14 protein-coding genes are annotated in these 20713 nt (G+C 67.3%); 3 read left to right on the forward strand and 11 right to left on the reverse strand.

Going from position 1 to position 20713, the window contains the following annotated elements; all coding sequences use genetic code 11:
* Positions 1-228: 228 nt before the first annotated feature.
* The 9 genes from P2PM1_RS19610 to P2PM1_RS19650 form a co-directional block, all read right to left on the reverse strand.
* Entirely contained in the window at positions 229-3900 is a 3672-nt protein-coding gene (locus tag P2PM1_RS19610; RefSeq protein ID WP_186400208.1) for a hypothetical protein, read from the reverse strand.
* Positions 3869-4828, reverse strand: a complete 960-nt coding sequence (locus P2PM1_RS19615; RefSeq protein ID WP_186400209.1) for a hypothetical protein — start codon at positions 4826-4828, stop codon at positions 3869-3871. Before P2PM1_RS19615 ends, P2PM1_RS19610 begins: the two co-directional genes overlap by 32 nt.
* Positions 4821-5933, reverse strand: coding sequence for a hypothetical protein (locus P2PM1_RS19620; protein ID WP_186400210.1), 1113 nt, complete (start codon positions 5931-5933; stop codon positions 4821-4823). Before P2PM1_RS19620 ends, P2PM1_RS19615 begins: the two co-directional genes overlap by 8 nt.
* The gene (locus tag P2PM1_RS19625) at positions 5930-8278 is read right to left on the reverse strand and encodes a hypothetical protein (RefSeq protein WP_186400211.1); all 2349 of its coding nucleotides are present in this window, start codon (positions 8276-8278) and stop codon (positions 5930-5932) included. Before P2PM1_RS19625 ends, P2PM1_RS19620 begins: the two co-directional genes overlap by 4 nt.
* 248 nt (positions 8279-8526) lie before the next feature.
* Entirely contained in the window at positions 8527-9453 is a 927-nt protein-coding gene (locus tag P2PM1_RS19630; RefSeq protein ID WP_244293014.1) for a metal ABC transporter permease, read from the reverse strand.
* Positions 9450-10694 (reverse strand): metal ABC transporter permease, encoded by a 1245-nt coding sequence (locus P2PM1_RS19635; RefSeq protein WP_186400212.1) that lies wholly within the window; start codon positions 10692-10694, stop codon positions 9450-9452. Before P2PM1_RS19635 ends, P2PM1_RS19630 begins: the two co-directional genes overlap by 4 nt.
* Positions 10694-11518 (reverse strand): metal ABC transporter ATP-binding protein, encoded by an 825-nt coding sequence (locus P2PM1_RS19640; protein WP_305849899.1) that lies wholly within the window; start codon positions 11516-11518, stop codon positions 10694-10696. Before P2PM1_RS19640 ends, P2PM1_RS19635 begins: the two co-directional genes overlap by 1 nt.
* A 14-nt stretch (positions 11519-11532) precedes the next feature.
* Positions 11533-12534, reverse strand: coding sequence for a metal ABC transporter solute-binding protein, Zn/Mn family (locus P2PM1_RS19645; protein ID WP_208985349.1), 1002 nt, complete (start codon positions 12532-12534; stop codon positions 11533-11535).
* A gap of 497 nt (positions 12535-13031) precedes the next feature.
* On the reverse strand, positions 13032-14939 hold the full coding sequence (locus P2PM1_RS19650) for a PhoX family phosphatase (protein ID WP_186400213.1): 1908 nt from the start codon (positions 14937-14939) through the stop codon (positions 13032-13034).
* 335 nt (positions 14940-15274) lie between these two features.
* Here P2PM1_RS19650 and P2PM1_RS19655 point away from each other — a divergent pair, with 335 nt between their 5' ends.
* Both P2PM1_RS19655 and P2PM1_RS19660 read left to right on the forward strand, forming a co-directional pair.
* Positions 15275-15769, forward strand: coding sequence for a hypothetical protein (locus P2PM1_RS19655; protein WP_186400214.1), 495 nt, complete (start codon positions 15275-15277; stop codon positions 15767-15769).
* A gap of 188 nt (positions 15770-15957) precedes the next feature.
* Positions 15958-18123 carry an esterase-like activity of phytase family protein gene (locus P2PM1_RS19660; protein ID WP_186400215.1) on the forward strand — a complete coding sequence of 722 codons (2166 nt, stop codon included), beginning with the start codon at positions 15958-15960 and terminating at the stop codon, positions 18121-18123.
* Between the two features lie 104 nt (positions 18124-18227).
* Here the strand turns inward: P2PM1_RS19660 and P2PM1_RS19665 are convergent, their stop codons facing one another.
* Together P2PM1_RS19665 and mnmA are read right to left on the reverse strand one after the other, a co-directional pair.
* Complete coding sequence (locus tag P2PM1_RS19665) at positions 18228-18932, reverse strand: class I SAM-dependent methyltransferase (protein ID WP_186400216.1); 705 nt, start codon at positions 18930-18932, stop codon at positions 18228-18230.
* A complete protein-coding gene (mnmA, locus tag P2PM1_RS19670) occupies positions 18932-20116 on the reverse strand; it encodes a tRNA 2-thiouridine(34) synthase MnmA (protein ID WP_186400221.1) in 1185 nt (394 codons plus the stop codon). The genes P2PM1_RS19665 and mnmA overlap by 1 nt, the downstream gene beginning before the upstream one ends.
* Before the next feature lie 401 nt (positions 20117-20517).
* Between mnmA and P2PM1_RS19675 the strand changes: the two genes are divergently transcribed.
* Positions 20518-20713, forward strand: a 196-nt coding sequence (locus P2PM1_RS19675; protein ID WP_208985350.1) for a hypothetical protein, incomplete at its 3' end; no start/stop codon positions are given.

The following is a 20713-nucleotide window of genomic DNA, read 5'->3' on the forward strand; positions in this document are numbered from 1 at the left end:
GTTCCGTCTCTACTTCGTTCATATGAACATAGCACAACGCTCATATGAACATACAATGACAGAATTATCCGATCCGGGAGGTGACCGTTCTTGGGAGGCCTGTCTGTTCTGCGGAAGGGCTTGGCCGAGCGAGCGGATTGCGGTTTGCCGGCCGCGATGAGGCAGATGGCTCGCGCTGGCGGCGGAAGACGGGCGCCGCCCCCTCTTCCGCCGCCAGCGGGCCTCGTCTCAGTCGGCTTTCACCACTTCGACGAGTTCCGCTACGGCGATGCCGGCCGAGCCGAGATAGCCGACCACGATCAGCGCCTCGCCGATGATCGCCGGTACGTAGTACAGCGCCTCCTGCACGTCGGGAACGAACAGGAAGCGCGTGGCCTGTCCGGGAATGACATTGGTCAGCGCCCGCGACAGGCCGAGCTTGGCGAGCGTGTCCTTCTTCGGACTTGCCGCGTAATTCCAGGAGATCATTCCGATATTGGCAAAGCCCCACAGCGTGACGGTCAGTTCCGCCGTGTAGGTACGCGCCTTGCCGCCTGGGAACGCCAGGATCAGCAGCCCGCGCGTCGGCCCGGCGATCACCTGGCAGATCCAGATGACGCCGGCGAAGCCCGGCTGCCCGGCCGGGCAACTCGGCGCCGGCGAGCCAGGGCGGATCAGCCAGGGCATGGTGGCGAAAGTGGTGACGTAGCGCATCAGGACGGCGGCAAGGCCAGCAAGGTTCTTGCCTTTCGGGGTCCAGCTCCTTGAGTAATTCTTCAGCCCCTCCGGCACCCTGCTGCCCTGATCGGGGATCGCTCCGGTGGAGCTGAGGAAGCCGGTAAGCCCGTCGGTGAAGATGCGCACCACCATCGCCGCCGCATAGATGCCGAGCGAGACACCGGCCACCACCTTTTCCGAGGTGCTGTCGAACAGCACCTGCTTGTCGGTCGCGATGCCGAATTTCGATTTCACCCAGTCGACGGTGACGTAGTTCTTATAGGCCTCGAGCGAGGCTTCGTCCGGGAAGGGCGCCTTGCCGGTCGCCAGCTTGTAGATCAGCGTCGCCGGGATCGCGACCAGCCAGGACGCGATCTGGCTGACCCGGATCGACAGGCTCTTGCCGGTGAAGAACTTGTAGAGCTGCGACAGGACCGGGATTTCCCATTCCGAGAACAGCACGTCGCGGAAGGATTCCACCACTTCCCGAACGAGATCCATCAGCGTCGCGATGACGCCCTTGGCTGCGTCGAGCGCGAAGAGCGCGACGCTCTCCATTAGCTTGATGACGCCGCTCATCAACAGGTTCAGCGCGTTGTTGGGATCGTCGCCAATGGCGGTGAAGAAGGTCAGCGCCTCCTCGAATGCTTCCTTGCCGTCGCCGAACTGGAAGTTGTTGGCAAGGTCCTCCATCATTGCGATCAGCCCGTCGAGCGAACTCGACAGGGCGCTGGAACTCATCAGGCTGACCGTGCTGCCGCCCCGCTCATCGGCCTTGCCGCCGTTCTGCTCATAGGCGTTGGAGAACAGATTGTGCTCCATCTCATACGCCTGCTCGTCGGTCATCTCCTGTTGCGAGGAGAACTGGTCGTAGGTCGGGTTGTCGTCCTTGTTGAGCTCCTGGATCATCGTGTCGACGACGGATTGGAGCGACTCCTTCAGCGTGTCGATGCCGGACAGGATCATGTCCTTGACGTGGTCGACGCCCGCCGCCGTGAAGTCGAGCAGCACCCGCGTATTGTGTTCCACCGCCTCGGCCATGCGCCGGAAGTCGCCGAGGTTGAACAGGAAGGCGAGCCATTCGAAGAGCTGGCGCAACTTCACCTTCAGCCAGTTCCAGACGCCCTGCACGAAGTCGAAGGCCTGCTGGACGAACTCGATGATCGCCTCGAACACCTTGCCGGCAATCTCGAACAGCACCCGGCCGATGCCGTCGATGATCTCGACGACGATCTTGGTCAGCCCGTCGATGACGAATTTCGCCGCGTTCTTGATGCCGTTCCAGACATCGCCCCAGTCGATGCCGAGGAACCCGGCGACCTCCGCGCCGTCGTCATTGGCCGCCGAGGCCCGCATCGCGGCGAGTCGCTCGCTTTTCCACGTCGCGACCTCGGAGACCGTCATCGGCTGGTATTGCGGGAAGCCGGAGGTGAAGTCGATCGACCAGGCCGTGCCGGACATGGCGCGCAAATCCAGCCGCGGGTCGAAGCCGCGCGCCGCCATGCGCCGCGACACGGTGTGATAGACGACCCTTGCGGCTTTCGTCTCGCGCTGGCCGGCGATCTCCATCGAGGCCTGGGTGATCTGCTGCAGGCTCTGGGCATATTCGTCGCTGCCGCGATACTCGGCCGGCAGCAAGTAGTTGCCGGCGGCATCCTTGGCGTTCTTGATGTCGGCGACCGAAAGGCTGGCGAGTTTCTCCTGCAATTGCAGGTTCGGCTCCACCACGATCGGCGTGCCGGCCAGCGTTCCCGGCGTCTCGACATAGAGCGTTGCCGCCGCCAGCGCCGTCGCCTGCTGGTAGATCACCAGCTTGCCCCCCGGTCCGGTCTGCGCCGCCACCCGTTGGAGCTGGCTGCAGCGATAGGAGCGGCCGTCGACGAACAGGGTGACGAGGAACGAGGCCTGGATCGACACGGGCGCGAAGGACAGCGGCATGCCGTCCTCGTCGAGCACCACCATCTCCAGCGCATGGGTCTCGACCGGCACCATGTCGTTGTCCTGGCGCAGCAGGTCGATGCGCTGGTCGAACCACTGGCGCGAGGTCGGCGACTGCCAGAAGCGGGTGAGGTCGCCGGCCGCCGATACGGTATAGGCCTCCGCATAGCCGGCCCGGTCGCGCCCGACGGTGAAGATCGTCGCCTTGGAGCCGGGGTCGGACGGGATCTCGTTGCCGAGCGGAAACAGCGTCTGCCACACCGGCTCGGCGCTGCGGCCGCTGCCGGGTGCCTGGCCTGCGCGCCACAGCCGCCCGTCGGTGCCGATGCCGAAGACCTGCAAGAGGTCGTCGAAGGTGACGGAGGCGTAGATCTCGGTCAGCGGCACGCTTTGCGCGGGATCGACCTGGATCCAGTCGTCGAACTGTTTCACCGTGCCGGATTGGTATTTTTTCTCCTTCTTCAGCAGCAGCTTGCCGGTGCCCTGCTCGACCGCGAAGATCGCGAGCCGGTCATTGGCATCGGCCACCACATAGAGCGCCGTCGCCTTTTTCGGTCCCAGCACCCGCAGCGCCGAGGTGCGGTCGCTGGTCTCGCTGAACAGGACCGAATTGTCCTTGCCGATAGCGAAGATCGCCGATTGCACGGCGCTGTTGGCGACCATGGCGATGGTCTTGACCTGCGCCTGGGTGCCGCCCGGCCCCATCACCGGCGCCCAGACCGGCCCGGCCCATTCGCTGCTGCCCGGCTTGAAGAAATTGTTGGCGAGCAGGCCGTAATTCTCACCCGGCACGTCCAGCATGACATTGACATAGACATTGCCGGTGATGCCGCGCGCGCCGCGGAACTGGCGGATGGTCTCGCCCGCATCGCGCGGCTTGGTCTCGCGCTGGTAGTAGCTGGCGGTGGTCGGTTGATATTCGGCAAGCGAGAGCTGGCCGTTGTCGCCCAGCGTCATGATGTTCGGCGTGTCGCTGCTTTCCGAACCAGAGGTGTAGAGGAAGAGCTGCCGTCCGCGAATATGCAGGTCGGTATCCTGGTAAGGAGCCAGCGATTTCTCGCCCCGGCGCAGGCGGTAGACCTCGCCCCCGGTGCCGATGGTGTAGAGGTCGAGATCGCCGGCGACATTGGCGTAGGTGACGATATCGGTGCCGCCGAGCGCCGGCCGGGAGAGCTGGAAGGTCTCCATGTATTTGGTGCTGGCGCGGGCCGCCGGACGCTCGCCGGCATCGAGTTCAGCAAAAACGGACCTGGGCATCGCAATCATGGAAACCTCCCGAAAATCTGGCCGGTGAAAGGGACAGGTCGAAGGCGGCAGGCGCCCGGTCGGCAAGGCGCCGGGCGAGTTGCAGGGCCGGTGCCCGCCAGAGCGGTCGGCCATGGGCGTTGCAATAGAGCGGACGGTCAGGAGGCCGCCCGGCGGCGCGCTCGCGCGCGTCAAGGGGCGCGAGTGTTCCGGCGAGCCCCTCGATCCCCGGCGCGCCGCAGGCCCGTGCCCGCAGCGCGGCGATCGCCAGTTCCGCCGGATCGGCGTAGTAGGGACTGAGCGCGCGCAGGGCCGAGCGGGTCGGGGGATGGGCGGCGATGACGGCGGAAAGGCGCCCGGCAAGCTGCAGCATCAGGCCCGACAGATCGCTGTCGGAGCTCGCCGCGCCGCAGGCGGCGAGCGCTGCCAGCATGTTGAGATTGACTGTCAGGTCGACGGGACCGGGATCGCTGTCGAGAAACCAGGTGCGCAGGAGCGGCGCCCGCGCGAACGGCGGATCGCCGCGGCGCAGCGGGCCGCAGGCGAGGCGCGGCAGCAGGTCCGCCAGCCGTGCCCGCCCTTCGCGCGCCTCGCGGCGGCGGCCGGCGACCAGCGCCATCCAGGCGAGCGCCGTGTCGTCCGCGTCCGGCGGCAGGCTGTCGATCAGGCGGGGCCCGCCGCCGCCTTGCGGATAGAAGCGGAAAGCCCCCGGCAGGCTCGCATCCTCGCAAGCCTCGACGAAGTCGAGCGCCCGCGCATGGGCGTGCATCGCCGCCTCGCTTCGGCCGAGCGCCGGCAGCAGCAAAGCCACTTGCGCGGTGACGAAGGCGGTTTCGTCGGCGACACACCCGGCCGGCGTTTCCACCTGCGAGGGAAACGCCCCGGATGGCGCTTGCAGGGCCAGAAGATCGGCCAGAAGACCAGCCGGGCGCGGGGCGGGCTCAAGCATGGCGGCCTCCCGCGGGCGGAACCGGCACGGCGAGCGTCGCCGTCACGCGCGGCGGGGCATCTGCCGCCAGCACGATGCCAAGGAGCCCGTGCCGTTGCAGCGGCGCCTCGCCGGTGCGTCGCAGCGCGGCGGAGCCGGCGAAGGCCTGTTCATAGGCCGTCATGTCCCAGCCGCGCGACGCACCCTCGACAAGCAGCGCGTCGAAGATGCGCGCATCCGGCCCGAGCAGGGCGGCGGCGTTGGAATAGAAGGTGAAGGCGACAGCCTGGGTCCGGCCCTCGGCCGCCATCCTGAAGGCGACGGAGAAGCCGATGTCGCTGGAGGGGATCTCGAAGCGGACGCTGCGCCCGGTCAGCCGCTCGATGAGCCGGCGAACCTCGTGCCCGCGCGGGGCAAGGCCGAACCGGGCCATCAGCGTGTCGAGATCGCCGGGAAACAGCGGGTCGGCGCGATAGTAGAGCTCCAGCAGGCCGCCGTCCGGCGTGACGCCGAGCATGGTGGGCCTGAGGTTTCGGCCCGCCAGCACCGGCGGCGCGCCGGCAAGGCGCTCCTCCAGGGCGGCCCAGAGCGGGCGCCCATTCGCCTTCGTCGCCTGCGCCAGTTCCAGATAGAGCTTGGCGGCAAGGCCCCCGGAGGGCGCTTCGCGCAGACCCGCCCAGGCGCCATAGCGGGCCCCCGCCTGCCGTTGCCAGCAGGACAGCCGCTCGACGAGCCGTAGCGCGGCGGGTGCGAGCGCCGTCCCCGCACCCGTCCGGCAGAGCGACAGCGCCGCCGCCCGGCGCGTGTCGGGCCGCGCGCCGGGCGCGGGATCGAGGCTGAGTCGCGGATCGCAGCCCGCCTCGCCATCGGCCCAGACGAAGGCGGCCTCAAGCGGCGCGCCGGCCGGCGTGAGATCGCTTGGCGGACAGTCCTGTGCTGTCAGTCCTGGCGGCAGCAAGGGGGCGGCTGCCGCCAGCAGGCGGTCGAGCGACGAGACGGCGGCAGCCGGAACCGTTCCCGCTCCCACATCCGGGAGCGGGGCCAGGAGCCGAACCGGAGGCTCGGCACCCAGATCCCGTCGCCGCCGCGCGTTCCCGGACGGGATCGGCGGAGGCATGGCGCTCACCCGCCCTGGCGCATCCGCGCGGCCAGCGCATCGGGATCGATCACCTGGTGCACGAGGCCGGCCGTCACGGTTGCCGGGGGCAGCGGCGGCAGTTCCACCGACAGGCGGCCGGAGACCTGCTGCTTCTCCAACTCGCGGGTGCTGCCGTCCTTCAGCACATAGACGGCGGTGTAGTAGAACTCGATGGTCGGCTCGCTGCGCAGGCGCTGGATGCCGTAATAGCGTTCCAGATTTTCGACGACGACACCCGAAGGGGCCCCCAGCAGGCTGAACAGGATGACGTTCTGCTGCGAGGCTTCCGCCTCGACCCGCTCCGCCCGGGTCATCTCGTGGCGCGGCCGCGACAGGAAGCCCGGCAGGCTGTCGCCGAACGTCTGGCGCGCCTTCGGCGTCAACTGGAACATGGTGAGGTTGACGCTCGCCACCTGCGTCCAGTCGATCCGGCTGCTGTCGACCTTGACGCTGTAGTTCTGTATCGTATTGGTGATGGTCAATGTCTTGTATTCGCTCGACTGACGATAGCTGTCGAGGGTAAAGCTCTGGCCGTCAGAGTAGAAAATGTTTCCGGAAATGTTGAAGTAGGCATTGTTGGTGTTGTTGATCGCCTGGAAGTTCCAACGCGGCTCGGCGAAGCTGAGCGCGCCCTTCGGCTCCCAGTTCGACCAACTGTTCTCCGCCACCCAGTGGTCGCCGTTGTTGGCGGGGTCGAAATACTGGGCGTTGACATCGACCAGCAGCAGCGTTGTCGGCTCGCTCGTGTAGTTGAACGCGCGCAGGGTGAACTGGGTGAACAGGCCCTTCGGATCGAGAACGAAGACGATGTCGGCATTGCCCGAGCCGGTGTAGTCGGGCGCCGAGGACAGGGCGCCCGGCGGTTCGGAGACGATTTCGGTATTGTCGGCCATCTGGTAGCGCAGCCGATAACTGTAATTCGGGCCGATGGGCAGGTTGTAGAAGCTCTCGAAGCGGACCGCGTTGGTCTCGCCGTTGCCGGTCATCGTCTTGGTCTGGACGATCGCCGGATTGCCGGCCGGCGGGGCGAAGAAGAAGTCGATATTAACTTGCCGCACACCGGTCGCCCCGGAGAAGGGGATGGCCTGGCCGATGAACGTGACCTGCCGCGTGCCGAAGACGTTGGGCGTGATGTTGACCAGCGTATCCGTGGTGGTGATCGGGTCGCTCTGGAAGGACTTGCCGTCCTTGAAGTGGATCACATAGCTATAGGTGAATTCCGGATTGTAGCTGCCGCCGGAAAAGTCGCCCGGCGCCTCGTAGATCTTCGAGGACTGGTCGCCGTCGGTGACGATCAGCATGAAGGTGTTGTCGGTCTTGCGCGTCGGGTAGGTGACGGTGACGGTCACCGTCTCAGCGATCGGATCGTCAGAGCCTGAACGGGTGAGTTCGCCGATCAGGTTGAAGACCACCGAGAGCTTGCGGTTGTCGACCTTGGTGAAGACCTTTTTCCACTCGTCGGCGGTGAAGCGGCGCATGAAGCTGCTGACCGGCGTCGACCAGTCGATCACCGTGTCTTCCTGATAGGTCTGGTTGAACGAGGTGGTCGCGGAGACCGGGAACGGCCCCGTTGCCATGATCGCGGCGGCGGCCACCGTGTTGGCGACCTGGTTTTCCAGCGTCGTCCAGCCCCAGTCGCGCACCCGCTGGGCCAGTTCGTCGCTGCTGCCCGGCCCGAGCTCGACCTTGACCTCGCCGGCGCCCGACTGGCGCAGCACCTGTTTGACCTCCTGCAACACCTGCTTCTGGTTGCCCCAGGTGTCGCGGACGGTCTTGTACTTCTTCTCGTATTCGATGGCGGCCTCGGCGGTGTAGCTGACCGTCGCCTTGGCGCCGAGCAGCTTGGTCAGCACCTGCATCTCGTATTCGACGCGGAAGGGGGAGGCGCCGCCCTCGTCGCCGCTGAAGGCGTTCTTGAAGGTGTTGACCGCCTCCGCCGTCGGCAATTCGATCTGGAAGGCGGCGACATTGGTGCCGTAGAGCGTCGGCTCGATCGCCAGGACCTGGGTCTCGCCGGCAATGTCATAATAGAAAAAGGCGGTGCCGCCGACCCAGACGAATCCGCCCCAGGAAATGTCGGGACCGAGGATCTCTTCCGCCGCCCGCCGCGCTTCGAGCGGCTGCACCAGCTCCATCTCGAAGGTGCACAGGCCGGCGATGCCGCCGCCATTGGAGGTGTATTCGGTCAGGCCGAAGGCCGGAGCCCCGTCCAGAGTCCGCAACCGCGGCACCGGCACCATGTACCAGAGCTTGGGATCGTCGTGGTCCTGGTAGACATAGGTGACGCCGCTGGCGCCGTATTCGATCTCGCGAACGCTGGAGACGTCGAACATCACAGCCCTCCACAAAAAATTGCAATTAACGTCGATAACATCCTATGCGCGAATGTTCTCACTGCGCAGAGTTTCTTTCAATCGACAGAAGCTGCAGGGCTGATTGTATTTTCGACCTTTAATCGTACTTTCAATTCGAAAAGAAACTTACACTTCGAATGTAATTGTATAAGTTGCGTAGTTTTATTTAGTTATACGTAGATAAAGTCTCGACAAATTGCGCATCTCAAGAGGAAATGGCAAAAGTATCAGGCTGACGGCTGACCGATACGGCGGCGATGCGGAGCCGCGAGACAGGCGGCGGCCAGCATCAGGCCCGAGACCGTGGCGATCATGCCGGCGGCGCTGACCGCATGGGCCGAGCCGAGCCAGAGCGGTCCATAGCCGGCGAGCACATAGCCGAGCACCGCTGAGAGCGCCGCGAATCCGGTGCTCCAGGCCACCTGGTGCTCGAGCCGCTCGGTCATCAGCCGGGCGGTGGCCGGCGGGCAGATGAACATGGCGATGACGATGATCGAGCCGACCGCATCGAAGGCGGCGACGGCGGCCACTGCCGAGGCGGCGACCAGCGCCAGGCCGATCAGGCGGACCGGCAGGCCGAGCGTTGCGGCAAAGCCCTCGTCGAAGGTGGAGAGCTTCAGCGGCCGCCAGAACACCAGCATCAGCACGGTGATCAGGGCGGCGACCAGCGCGATGCGCGGCAGTTCCGGCGGCAGTGAGGCAAGGGCAACCGGATCCAGCAGCGAGCTCCAACCGGTGGCGTCGAACCAGATCAGGCTCTCCAGATTGCCCATCAGCGCGTGCTCGACATCGAGATGGACGCCGCTGGTGTCGCTCTGCTCCAGCAGCAGCACGCCGCCGGCGAACATCGCCGTGAACACGACGCCCATGGCCGCGCCCGGCTCGATGCGGCCGAGCCGGCGGATCGTCTCGATCAGCAGGACCGCGATCAGCGAGGCTCCGGCGGCGCCCAGCAGCATCGGCAGGCTGGCAAGGCTGCCGGTGACCAGGAAGGCGACGACGATGCCCGGCAGCACGACATGGCTGATCGCGTCGCCGATCAGCGCCTGCCGGCGCAGGATCAGGAAGTTGCCCGGCAGCGCGCAGGCGATCGCCGCGAGCACGCCGATCAGGATCGGGGTGAGCGAGAGCTGGACGAAGTCGGCGCCCATCATGCGTCCTCCCGGCGGTGCCGCGCCGCGGCGTCGGCCAGCAAGCGGTCGATCTCGGCGATCTCGTCACCCGTCATCACGGCCGCAATCGGGGTCAGCCCGTCATAGCGGTGGCTCAGCGGGTCGTCCCGGTGGATGCGGCGGGCGACCTCGAACCGGCGTTCGTCGAGCAGCGCGCGGGTCGCTTCGAGGCGCCCGGCTTCGGTCGGCACGCGGTCGGGTCGGATCAGCCCTTCGCGACGCAGAACCTTCAAGGTGAGCGGGTCGAAGATCGGCTCGCCGCGGGCCAGCGACAGCAGGCCCTGACGGCGATGCAGACGCAACTGGAACCGGCGGTGGCGGATGGCGGCGGCCAGAACGCCGCGCCCCGGCGCCAGCAGCAGCGAGACGAGAAACAGCGAGAAGGCGACGAGCACGATGATCGGGCCGGTCGGCAGGCCGGGCGCGGCGGCCGACATCGCGGCGCCGACATAGCCGGACAGGCCGCCGATGGCGCCGGCGATCAGCACCACATGGTCGGTGCGCTCGCTCCACAGGCGGGCTGCGACCGGCGGCACGATCAGCAGGGCGACCACCAGCACGAGGCCGACGATCTTCAGCCCCGCGACGGTAACGGCCAGCACCAGCAGCATCATGGCAAGGTCGATGCGGCGAGTGTTCAGTCCGAGGGCGGCGGCAAAGCCCGGATCGAAGGAGACCAGCGTCATCGGCCGGCGCAAGGCCACGAGAGCGAGAACGGCAAGGACGCCGCCAAGCGCGATCACCACCGCGTCCTGGTAGAGCATGCCGGCAGTGGAGCCGAGCAGGAACCCTTCGAGCCCGGCCTGCCGCCCCTGCGACAGGGTCTGGATCACCGTCAGCAGGACGATGCCGAAGCCGAAGAAGACCGAGAGAACCGCGCCGATCGCGGTGTCCTCGGCAAGGCGGGTGTGGCGGGTGATCCACTCGACGCACAGAAGACCAAGGCCGGCCGACAGGGCCGAGCCGGCCAGGAGGCCGACGAGGCTGCGGCCGTCGAGGCCGAAGGCGACCATGACCAGGAAGGCGATACCGACACCGGGCAGCGTCGCATGGGCGATGGCATCGCTGAGCAGGGCGCGCTTGCGCAGAAACAGGAAGGTGCCGCCGGCACCCGCAGCAATGCCGAGCAGGCTGGCGCCGATGGCGACAAGGCCCGCATTGTAGCCGGCCTGCAGCAGCAGTGCTGACAGAAACGCCTCGATCGGGGAGCCCGGCACCGGCATCAGCCCTGCTCCGACAGCCGCAACTGGTCGATATGGGCGGAGGCGAGCCGGCCGCCATAGGTCGCCTGCAGGTTCTCCGCCGTGAAGGCGGTGGCGACCGGCCCTTCGGCAATGCGGCGGGTGTTGATCAGAAGGACCCGGTCGAAATAGGCGGTGACGGTGGCGAGGTCGTGATGGACGCAGACGACGGTGCGCGCCTCCGCCTTAAGTGCCTTGAGAACATCGATAATTGCCTTCTCGGTCGCGGCGTCGACACCGGCGAAGGGCTCGTCGAGCAGGTAGAGGTCCGCGTCCTGGGCCAGCGCGCGGGCGAGGAAGACGCGCTGCTGCTGGCCGCCGGAAAGCTGGCCGATCTGACGGTCGGCGAAATCGGTCATGCCGACGCGGGCGAGGCAGGCGAGCGCGCGCTCGCGGTGGCTGGCGCGCACGAAGCCGAGCAGCCCGAGCTCGCGATAGAGCCCCATCAGGACGACGTCGATGACGCGGGTCGGGAAGTCCCAATCGACCGAGGCGCGCTGCGGCACATAGGCAACCCTTGCGCGGGCCCGCTCCAGCGGCGCGCCGAAGACGGTGACCGTGCCCGACAGGCGCGGCACGATGCCGAGCGCGGCCTTGAGCAGGGTCGACTTGCCGGCGCCGTTGGGGCCGACGATGGCGATGAGGCTGTCGCGCGGGAAGGTGGCGTCGACGGAAAACACCGCCGGGCTCTCGCCATAGGAGACGGTGATCGCCCGCAGGGCCATCGCCGCCCGCGCCGCTTCGGCGCGCGCCTCGGCCTCCGCCTCCCGGTCCGCCACCAGTTCGATCCTGTCGCGCGCCTGCATCGCCGTCACGCTCCTCAGCTTCCCGCCGCCAGCCGGCCGGCCATGCCGCGCTCCGGCGCATCGCCGCCGAGAGCGCGCGAGATCACGGTGGCGTTGTGATCGATCATGCCAGGGTAGGTGCCTTCATAGGCGCCTTCCGGGCCCATTGCATCCGAGAAGAGCTCGCCGCCGATGGCGACGGTGTGGCCCTTCGCCGCGGCGCCCTCGATCAGCGCGCGGATCGAGCGGTCTGAGACCGAGCTTTCGACGAAAACCGCGCCGATCCGCCGGTCCACCAGGATGTCGACCAGTTCGGCGACGCGCTGCAGGCCGGCCTCGCTCTGGGTCGAGATGCCCTGGATGCCGAGCACCTCGAAGCCCTGGGCGCGGCCGAAATAGCTGAAGGCGTCGTGCGCCGTCACCAGAACCCGCGCGGTTTCGGGCACGCTGGCAAAGACCGTGTCGGAATAGGCGGCGACCTGCTCCAACTCGTCAAGATAGGCTTTTGCATTGACCGAAAAGGCTTTTTCCGCCTCCGGCCGGGCGGCGACAAGCGCCTCGCGCACCGCCTCGACGACGCGCGACCACAGGCGCGGGTCCATCCAGACATGGGGGTCGACCTTGTCGGCATAGTCGAAATGAGAGATCAGCAGCTCGCGCGGCAGGCTCTCGGCCACCGCGACGACCGGCTTGCGGGCGCCGAGCTCCTTGAGAAAGCCTTCCATCTGCGCCTCAAGGTAGAGGCCGTGCCAGAGAACGAGGTCGGCGCGGGCCATGGCGGCGATGTCGGAGCGGGTCTGGCGGTAGGCATGCGGGTCGACGCCCGCCCCCATCAGCGCGCGCACCTCGACATGATCGCCGCCGATCCGCCGCGCCGCATCGGCGATCATGCCGGTGGTAACCACGACCGACAGCGGCCGCGCCGCCTGCGAGGCCTCGGCCCGGACCTGGCCCGGCGCGAGGGCCGCGAGCGCCAGCAGCATCAAGCCCGCCGCCAGGGCGATCCGTCGAAGCCCGGTGATAGATCCCGTTCGCATGCGCTGTATCCTTTCGTGTCTCCCGGTCCGGCAGTGCCGGCGGCGGGGATGTCCCGTTGTTTTGAATGATTATGAGAACCATTTGCAACTTGTCAATGCAATTGCGAATGATTTGCAAAATCAGGAGCGGGACGATGCGCGCTCCGCGGGCGGCGGGGATAAGAGCGAGCGCGGCGTCGGGGACAAGAGCGGGCGCGGCGCAGGGGCGAGGCAGGGGCGGAGGCAGGCGCGGGGCAGGGGCGACGCAGGCGCGGCGCAGGGGCGGCGCAGGGGCGGCGCAGGCGCGAGGCAGGCGCGGGACAGGGTTGGAGCAGGGGGCGGAGGCTTGCAGAATTTTGCGAGATTTTTGCAAAATTTTGAGAAATTTTGAGAATCGGCCTCTCAAACTCTCTCAATCGTCGCAAAAAACGGCGCGCCGCTTGTCGCAGCGCGCCGGAGCTTGTCGTCCGGCCCCCGAAACGGGGACAGGGCGGGAATAAGGGCGATCCGGGACGGCCTCAGCCGACCGGCGCGTTGTCCGCCCGCTTGACCGCGACGATGCTGGAGCGGCCGAGCGTGCCCTCGCCGTCCGGGAAGGGCGAGGCGGGATGCTGGATGCCGACGAACATGGTGCGCCGGTCGGCCGACCAGGTGAGGCCGGTCACTTCCGATCCGTGCGGGCCGGTCAGGAAGCGCTCGATGCGGCCCGTCGCCGGGTCGCCGGCCAGCATCTGGTTGTTGCCGTGACCGGCGAAGTCGCCGGCGTTGTCGTCGTCGCCGTCGGTCTGGATCCACAGCAGGCCGGTCGTGTCGAACATCATGCCATCGGGTGCGTTGAACATGTTGCCGTCATGGATGTTCGGCGAGCCGGCATAGGCGTCCTGATGGACGGTCGGATTGCCGGCCATGACGAAGAGGTCCCAGGTGAAGCCGGTGGCGGCGTGATCGTCGCCGGCCGGATACCAGCGGACGATCTGACCATACTGGTTCTCGGCGCGCGGGTTCGGTCCGCCGACCGGGGTGTCGTCGCCGCCGGCATTCGGCTTGACGCCGCGGCGCGTGTTGTTGGTGAGCGCGCAATAGGCCTCCGCCGCCACCGGGTTGACCGCGACCCATTCCGGCCGGTCCATGGTGGTGGCGCCGACCTTGGAGGCGGCGACGCGGGTGAAGATGGCGATCTCGGCCGCCGACATGCCGGTCGCCTCCGGGGTCAGCGCGACCCACTCGCCGCTGCCGTCGTCGGCGAAGCGGGCGACGAAGAGCGTGCCCTCGTCGAGCAGGGTCGAGGTGTCGCCGCCCGGCGTGTAGATGCCGGCGGACACGAACTTGTAGAGGAACTCGCCGCGCTCGTCGTCGCCCATATAGACGACGACGCGGCCGTCGCGGGTCAGAACCGTCGCCGCGTTCTCGTGCTTGAAGCGGCCGAGGGCGGTGCGCTTGACCGGCACGGAAGACGGGTCGGACGGATCGATCTCGACGACATAGCCGGCGCGGTGCGGCTCGTTCGGGTTCTTCGAGATGTCGAAGCGCGGGTCGAACTTCTCGTAGGAATAGACGCTCTTGGCGCCGATGCCGTAGCGCTTGAAGTGCTCGGGCAGGGCGACGGCCTCGTCGGTCGAGCCGAAATAGCCGTTGAAGTTCTCCTCGCAGGTCAGATAGGTGCCCCAGGGGGTGCGGCCCGAGCCGCAATTGTTGAAGGTGCCGAGCGAGGCGGTGCCGGTCGGATCGGCTTCGGTCTTCAACAGGTCGTGGCCGGCGGCCGGACCCGACAGGCGCATTTGCGTGTTGTGGTCGATGCGCCGGTTGAGCGGGCTGTCGACGACGATGCGCCAGCCGTCCTCGCCTTCCGCCACTTCCATGACGGTGACGCCCTGCAGGTTCTGCAGCTTGCGCACGTCCTCAGCACTCGCCGGCGTGCCGCCGTCATTGTTCGGCAGGTTGAGCTTCGGGTTGACGTATTCGTGGTTGACCGCGATCACCTGGCGGCCGCCGATGGTGAAGAGTTCCATGCCGTCGGTGTTTTCGCCGAAGACACGGTCGGAGGTGGCGGCGTCGCCGCCGGTCGCGTGGTCGAACTCCGCGGCGTCGGAAAACAGCGGGTCGCCCCAGCGCGCCAGCACCTGCCAGGTGTAGCCCTCCGGCACATGCACGGTGGCGTCGGTGGCGATCGGAATGGCGGCGAAGGCAAAGCGCGAGGCGGCGGCCTCGGCGGAGACGGACGACAGCAGGCCGGTCACGCCGGTGCCAAGGCCCATGGCGGCGGCGCCGGAGCCATAGACGAGGAGGCCGAGCAGGCCGCGGCGGGACAGCGCGCTGTCGACCACCTGGTCGAAGCCGGTCGTCTGCGGGGAGGGCCTGCGGGCCTCGTCGAATGCGTCGAAGGAGAAGCCTTCGAAATCAACGTCCTGTTCGGTCTTGCGATCCATGCTGGGACTCCTTTGCTGGCATTCTTTACTGGTGGGGGGCCATGCTGGCTGGAGGCAGGCCGCGTGTGGCGGCCTGTGCTGGACCATAGCGGCGCTGCAACTCATGTGTGTGACGACGGCCGTTCTCCCGGCTGTCGCTCTGGTGGGGTGTGGCAGCAAGGATGCGGGGATTTTTCAACATGCAGAACCTCTCTTTGTGCAGATGAGAGGATTTTTGCGTGAAGTTAACGTAATAATACTTTTAAATTTAAGGCAGTAATGGTAGTATAATTTTGTTTCATGAATGAATTCTGATCTGCCTGCGCGGACAAAAAGCGGATTGCAAGCAAATGGCCATGATGGAGATGATGGAGCCCGAACCCGAGGCGGAGACCCTCACCCTGGGCTATGCGGAGATCGTCTATACGGGGGTCTCCCTCGCGGAGGTCGGGGACGCATATGCCGAGCAGGCCTCGCGGGAGATCGCGGAGAAGATCAATGACGCTCTTCACGCGGTCCTCGATGCGGGCCTCGGCTTCAGCATTTCGGGATACGATGTCGCCCTTGAAGGGCTGACCCTCGACTTCAGCGACGTGCGCGCGGGCAGCATCATCGCGCGGTTCAAGATGGTCGGAACGGTCCTCGTCACGTCCTACACTCTCATCGCCGGCTACCCCTCCTTCAAGGAGGCGGTGCCGATGATCGCGGAAGATGTCGGCAAGGCCATCCAGTATATCCTCGACCGCGAGCCCGATCCCGACCGGCGGGCGCTGAACCCGGAGCATTTCACCCTCTATTTCCGCGATGAAGACGAATTGCTGCTGGAGATTTCCGAGAAAACGGAAAGCTGACGCGGTTTTCCGACGGCCGCAGGGGCTCTCCCCCTTAGCCCCTGTCCCGGCCGCTCGATCCCTTCCGCCAAACCTGTGTGACGGTGCCGCCAGGCGGATCGGGACGGGCTGTCAACGGCGTGTCACAGACCGCCCCTAACACGGGTTCCGCGTATCCGCGACCGATCGCGGTCAGGAGAGGGGAACCCATGACACTCCGTACACTTGCAGGCTTCGCAGCAGCCCTTCTCGCCTCCACGGCGATGGCCGGCGCCGAGCAGAATTTCAACCGCATCGCCACCTTCCCGGTGATCGCCAACATGGCGCCGGGCGAGGATCTGGCCCGCGAAACCTCGGCCGAGATCATCTCCGCCTCGGAAGACGGGATGACCCTGGTCTATAGCGACAGCCCGCTCGGGGTGATCGGCCTGATCGACATCACCGACCCGCGCGCGCCCAAGCCGCTCGGCAATATCGACGTGGGCGGCGAGCCGACCACCGCCGTCTTCGTCGGCAACATGGTCTTCGCCGGCGTCAACACGTCCGAAAGCTATGCCAATCCCTCCGGCAAGCTGGTGACCATCGACCCGGCCAGCAAGGCGATCGTCGCCGAATGCGACCTCGGCGGCCAGCCCGATTCCGTCGCCAAGGCGCCGGACGGCAGCTTCCTGGCGGTGGCGATCGAGAACGAGCGCGACGAGAAGCTGGGCGATGGCGGCCTGCCGCAGATGCCGGCGGGCTTCGTCGTCAAGCTGCCGGTCAGCGACGGCGCGGTGGACTGCGCGGCGCTGCAGGTGATCGACATGACCGGCCTTGCCGAGATCGCTCCGGAAGATCCGGAGCCGGAATTCGTCGACATCAACGAGGCCGGCGAGATCGTCGTCACGCTGCAGGAAAACAACCACATCGTCATCATCGGCGCGGACGGCACGGTGGTGTCGCATTTTTCGGCCGGCGAGGTGACGCTGGAGGGCGTCGACACCCGCCGCAACGGCGCGCTGGAGTTCACCGGCAGCAAGGGCCCGATCCCGCGCGAGCCGGATGCGGTGAAGTGGCTCGACGGCGACCATGTCGCCTTCGCCAACGAGGGCGACTGGAAGGGCGGCACGCGCGGCTGGTCGATCTTCCGCCGCGACGGCACGCTGGTCTATGACGCCGGCACGTCGTTCGAACATGCACTGGTCGAGATCGGCCACTATCCCGAGCACCGCAGCCATTCCAAGGGCGTGGAGCCGGAAGGCATGGAGACCGGCACGTTCGGCGGCATCCCGATGGTCTTCGTCGCCTCCGAGCGCGGCTCGGTGATCGGCGTCTATGACGTGTCGACCCTGTCGGAACCGCGCCTGCACCAGGTGCTGCCCTCCGGCATCAGCCCCGAGGGCGTGGTCGCCATCCCCTCGCGCAACCTGATCGCCACGGCGAACGAGTTCGACGCGCGCGAGGACGGCGGCGCCGGCAGCCATGTGATGATCTACGAATGGCAGGACGCGCCGGCCGCCTATCCGATGCTGACCTCGGCCGGGGCCGACAGCCTGATCGGCTGGGGTGCGCTGTCCGGCCTGGTGGCGGATGCGGAAAAGCCCGGCATTCTCTACGCCGTGTCCGACAGCGTCTACGGCATGCAGCCGGCCATCTACACGATCGACGCCAACCAGACGCCGGCGCGCATCACCGAAAAGCGGGTGGTGACCCGCTCCGGCCAGCCGGCGCAGAAGCTGGATCTGGAAGGCATTGCGCTGGCCGGTGACGGCGGCTTCTGGCTGGCCTCGGAAGGGCGTAGCGACCGATTGGTGCCGCATGCGATCTATCGCACGGATGCCAAGGGCGAGATCCGCCAGGAGATCGCCCTGCCGCCGGAACTGCTCGCCCACGAGATCCGCTTCGGCTTCGAGGGGATCACCGTGCAGGGCGACGTGCTGTGGATGGCGGTGCAGCGCGAATGGAAGGACGATCCCAAGGGGATGGTCAAGCTGGTGGCCTATGACACCAAGGCCAAGACCTGGGGCGCGGTGCACTACCCGCTCGACGCGGCCGAGACCGGCTGGGTGGGCCTGTCCGAGATCACCCTGCATGGCGACCATGTCTATGTGCTGGAGCGCGACAACCAGATCGGCGCGGCGGCGACAATCAAGAAGCTCTACCGCGTGCCGGTGGCGGAGCTGCAGCCGGCGCCGCTCGGCGGCGACCTGCCGGTGGTGAGCAAGGAAGAGGTGCGCGACCTGCTTCCCGACCTCATGGTGCTGAACGGCTATGTGCAGGACAAGGTCGAGGGCTTCGCCATCGACGCGGCCGGCACCGCCTTCGTCGTCACCGACAATGACGGCCTGCAGGACGCCTCGGGCGAGACGCTGTTCTTCTCGATCGGCAAGATGTGACCGGAAAGATGTGACCGGCAGGACGTAACGACAGGATGCAACGACAGGCGGGCCGGGTAACACCGGCCCGCCGCTCGTTTCGGGCTCGAGAGGATCGGTTCGGGTCAGTCCGGACGGCGGAACACCATCATGGTGAAGAGGCCGAAGGGAGCGAGGCGCTCCTCGCGGACCAGCTCCATCGCGGTGTTGTCGAGCACCGTCTCGCGGCGGAACAGCGGGTCCCAGCCAAGCGTCGAGGCGAAGCGGGCAAGGCCGCGCTCGATCAGCGCCAGCAGGCCTTTGTCGGCGGCGAAATGGTTGACGATGATCACCGTGCCGCCGGGCTTGACCACTCGCTCCAGCTCCTTGAGCACGGCGGAGGGGTCGGGCACCACGGTCATCACATACATGACGGTGGCGATGTCGAAGCGGGCGGCGTCGAAATCCATCTCGGCCGCGTCCATCGCCCGCAAGGTGGCGACGTTCTTCAGCTTCTTGCGGCGCACGCGCTCGCGGGCGCGCTCCAGCATCGGCTTCGACAGGTCGATGCCGGTAACGGTCAGGTTCTCGCCGTAAAGCGGCAGGGACAGGCCCGTGCCGACGCCGACTTCCACCAGCTCGCCGCTCAGCCGGTTGGCCTCGCGCGCGGCGGCGCGCTGGCCGAAGACCAGCGGCGCGGTGAACACCCAGTCATAGACCGGCGCCCAGCGGGCATAGGCGCTTTCCACCGAACCGGTGGAGGGGCCGGCGACGCGGGCAAGGCCGAGGCGCTTGGCGAGGCGGTCGGCGATCCGGCGCAGGCGGCTGACGGGCCAGAACTCGGCAGCCATTACAGCGGAACCACGGTGGCGGCTTCGGCGCGCGGGGCGCTGAGGCCTGAATTGACGGGAATGGTGCGCTCGATCCAGCCGCCGCCGAGAACGCGGGCGCCATCGCCGTCGTCGTCGAAGAAGACGCAGGCCTGGCCCGGCGCGACGCCGGTCTCGCCGTCGGCGAGATCGATCACCGCCTGGCCCTCGACGAGGCGCAGCACGGCCGGCTTGGGCGGGCGGGTGGAGCGGACCTTGGCGTGCAGTTCGATGCCGCCTGGCGGGATGTCGGAAAGGCGGCCGGGGCCGATCCAGTTGATCTCGCGCAGGACGATCTCGCGGGTGCCGAGCGCCTCGCGCGGGCCGACGACGACGCGGCGGCCCTCCGCCTCCAGGCGCACGACATAGAGCGGCTCGCCGGTGGCGATGCCGATGCCGCGGCGCTGGCCGATCGTGTAGTGGATGATGCCGTGATGGGTGCCGAGCACCCGGCCGTCGACATGGACGATGTCGCCCGGCTCGGCGGCATTGGGCTTCAGCCGCTCGATGACGTCGGCATAGCGGCCCTGCGGCACGAAGCAGATGTCCTGGCTGTCCTGCTTCTCGGCGACGGTGAGGCCGAACTCACGGGCGAGCTCGCGCGTCTGCGGCTTGGTCAGCCCGCCGAGCGGGAAGCGCAGGAAGTCGAGCTGCTCCTGGGTGGTGGCGAAGAGGAAATAGCTCTGGTCGCGGTCGAGATCGACCGGGCGGAACATCGCCCGATGGCCGTCGATGAGGCGGGAGCGGACATAGTGGCCGGTCGCCAGCACGTCGGCGCCGAGCGTGCGGGCGGTCTCCAGCAGGTCGGAGAACTTGACCGTCTGGTTGCAGGCGACGCAGGGGATCGGCGTCTCGCCGGCGATGTAGCTCTCGGCGAAGCGCTCGATCACCTTCTCGCGGAAGCGGTCCTCGTAGTCGAGCACGTAATGCGGGATGCCGAGGCGTTCGGCGACGCGGCGGGCGTCCTGGATGTCCTGGCCAGCGCAGCAGGCACCGGCGCGGTGCACCGCCTCGCCGTGGTCGTAAAGCTGCAGCGTGACGCCGATGACGTCGTATCCCTCGCGCTTCATCAGCCCGGCGACGACGGAGGAATCGACGCCGCCGGACATGGCGACGACGACGCGGGTGTCCTCCGGTCGCTTGGGGATGTCGAGACTGTTGAGCATGAATGTCACCTTGCGGTCCTGTCGGATTGCGGGCCGGCGGCCGCTTGCGGCGGCTGTCGGGCTCTGCGCGGACGGTCGCTGGAGGACGCGCGTGAGGTCTCTGTATCTGGCGGCCCGCTTCTGTTGCCCGCGACTATAGCGGATCGCCCGGCCCATGGGAAAGGGGACGCCGCAGCGCGCCAGGGCGGTTTTCGCCCGGTCCACCCGGCAAAGCTTGCCACACCCGGCAAACTTTACCCGGCATGTGAGGCGCAAAGGGCGGCTCGACAAGGGGGTGTTTACCGAAAAGGCGAGGATTTTCGCGATTTTTCCGATCTGGCCCGGCATTTGCTCTCCTCTCTTGCAAAAGATGGCGCGCGCCGGGGATCCGGTGTCCGCGCCGACGACTGGCGGAGAAACGCGTGATCCTCGCAGGGCAGTTCCCGACGACATCGACGGCCGGCACCACGGCCGCCCGCACCGGCCTTGCCGGCGGCGGCGAGCAGGGCGCCTCGGCCTTCGCGATGCTGCTGGGCGCGGCGGGGGGCGAGGGCGCCGGCCAGCAGGCGGGCGGTGCCGAGATCGCGGCCCGGCGGCTGCCGGCGGGCGTGGGGGCGG

It is taken from the genome of Stappia sp. P2PMeth1 (assembly GCF_900185735.1).
In the GTDB taxonomy this organism is placed as follows: Bacteria; Pseudomonadota; Alphaproteobacteria; order Rhizobiales; family Stappiaceae; genus Stappia.

Bases quoted from the DNA above. Each gene is read 5' to 3' on its own strand.
- mnmA (WP_186400221.1), bottom strand. From the start codon at position 20,116: ATGCTCAACAGTCTCGACATCCCCAAGCGACCGGAGGACACCCGCGTC.
- P2PM1_RS19650 (WP_186400213.1), bottom strand. From the start codon at position 14,939: ATGGATCGCAAGACCGAACAGGACGTTGATTTCGAAGGCTTCTCCTTC.
- P2PM1_RS19665 (WP_186400216.1), bottom strand. From the start codon at position 18,932: ATGGCTGCCGAGTTCTGGCCCGTCAGCCGCCTGCGCCGGATCGCCGAC.
- P2PM1_RS19635 (WP_186400212.1), bottom strand. From the start codon at position 10,694: ATGCCGGTGCCGGGCTCCCCGATCGAGGCGTTTCTGTCAGCACTGCTG.
- P2PM1_RS19615 (WP_186400209.1), bottom strand. From the start codon at position 4,828: ATGCTTGAGCCCGCCCCGCGCCCGGCTGGTCTTCTGGCCGATCTTCTG.
- P2PM1_RS19630 (WP_244293014.1), bottom strand. From the start codon at position 9,453: ATGATGGGCGCCGACTTCGTCCAGCTCTCGCTCACCCCGATCCTGATC.
- P2PM1_RS19625 (WP_186400211.1), bottom strand. From the start codon at position 8,278: ATGTTCGACGTCTCCAGCGTTCGCGAGATCGAATACGGCGCCAGCGGC.
- P2PM1_RS19660 (WP_186400215.1), top strand. From the start codon at position 15,958: ATGACACTCCGTACACTTGCAGGCTTCGCAGCAGCCCTTCTCGCCTCC.
- P2PM1_RS19655 (WP_186400214.1), top strand. From the start codon at position 15,275: ATGATGGAGATGATGGAGCCCGAACCCGAGGCGGAGACCCTCACCCTG.
- P2PM1_RS19640 (WP_305849899.1), bottom strand. From the start codon at position 11,518: ATGCAGGCGCGCGACAGGATCGAACTGGTGGCGGACCGGGAGGCGGAG.
- P2PM1_RS19610 (WP_186400208.1), bottom strand. From the start codon at position 3,900: ATGATTGCGATGCCCAGGTCCGTTTTTGCTGAACTCGATGCCGGCGAG.
- P2PM1_RS19645 (WP_208985349.1), bottom strand. From the start codon at position 12,534: ATGCGAACGGGATCTATCACCGGGCTTCGACGGATCGCCCTGGCGGCG.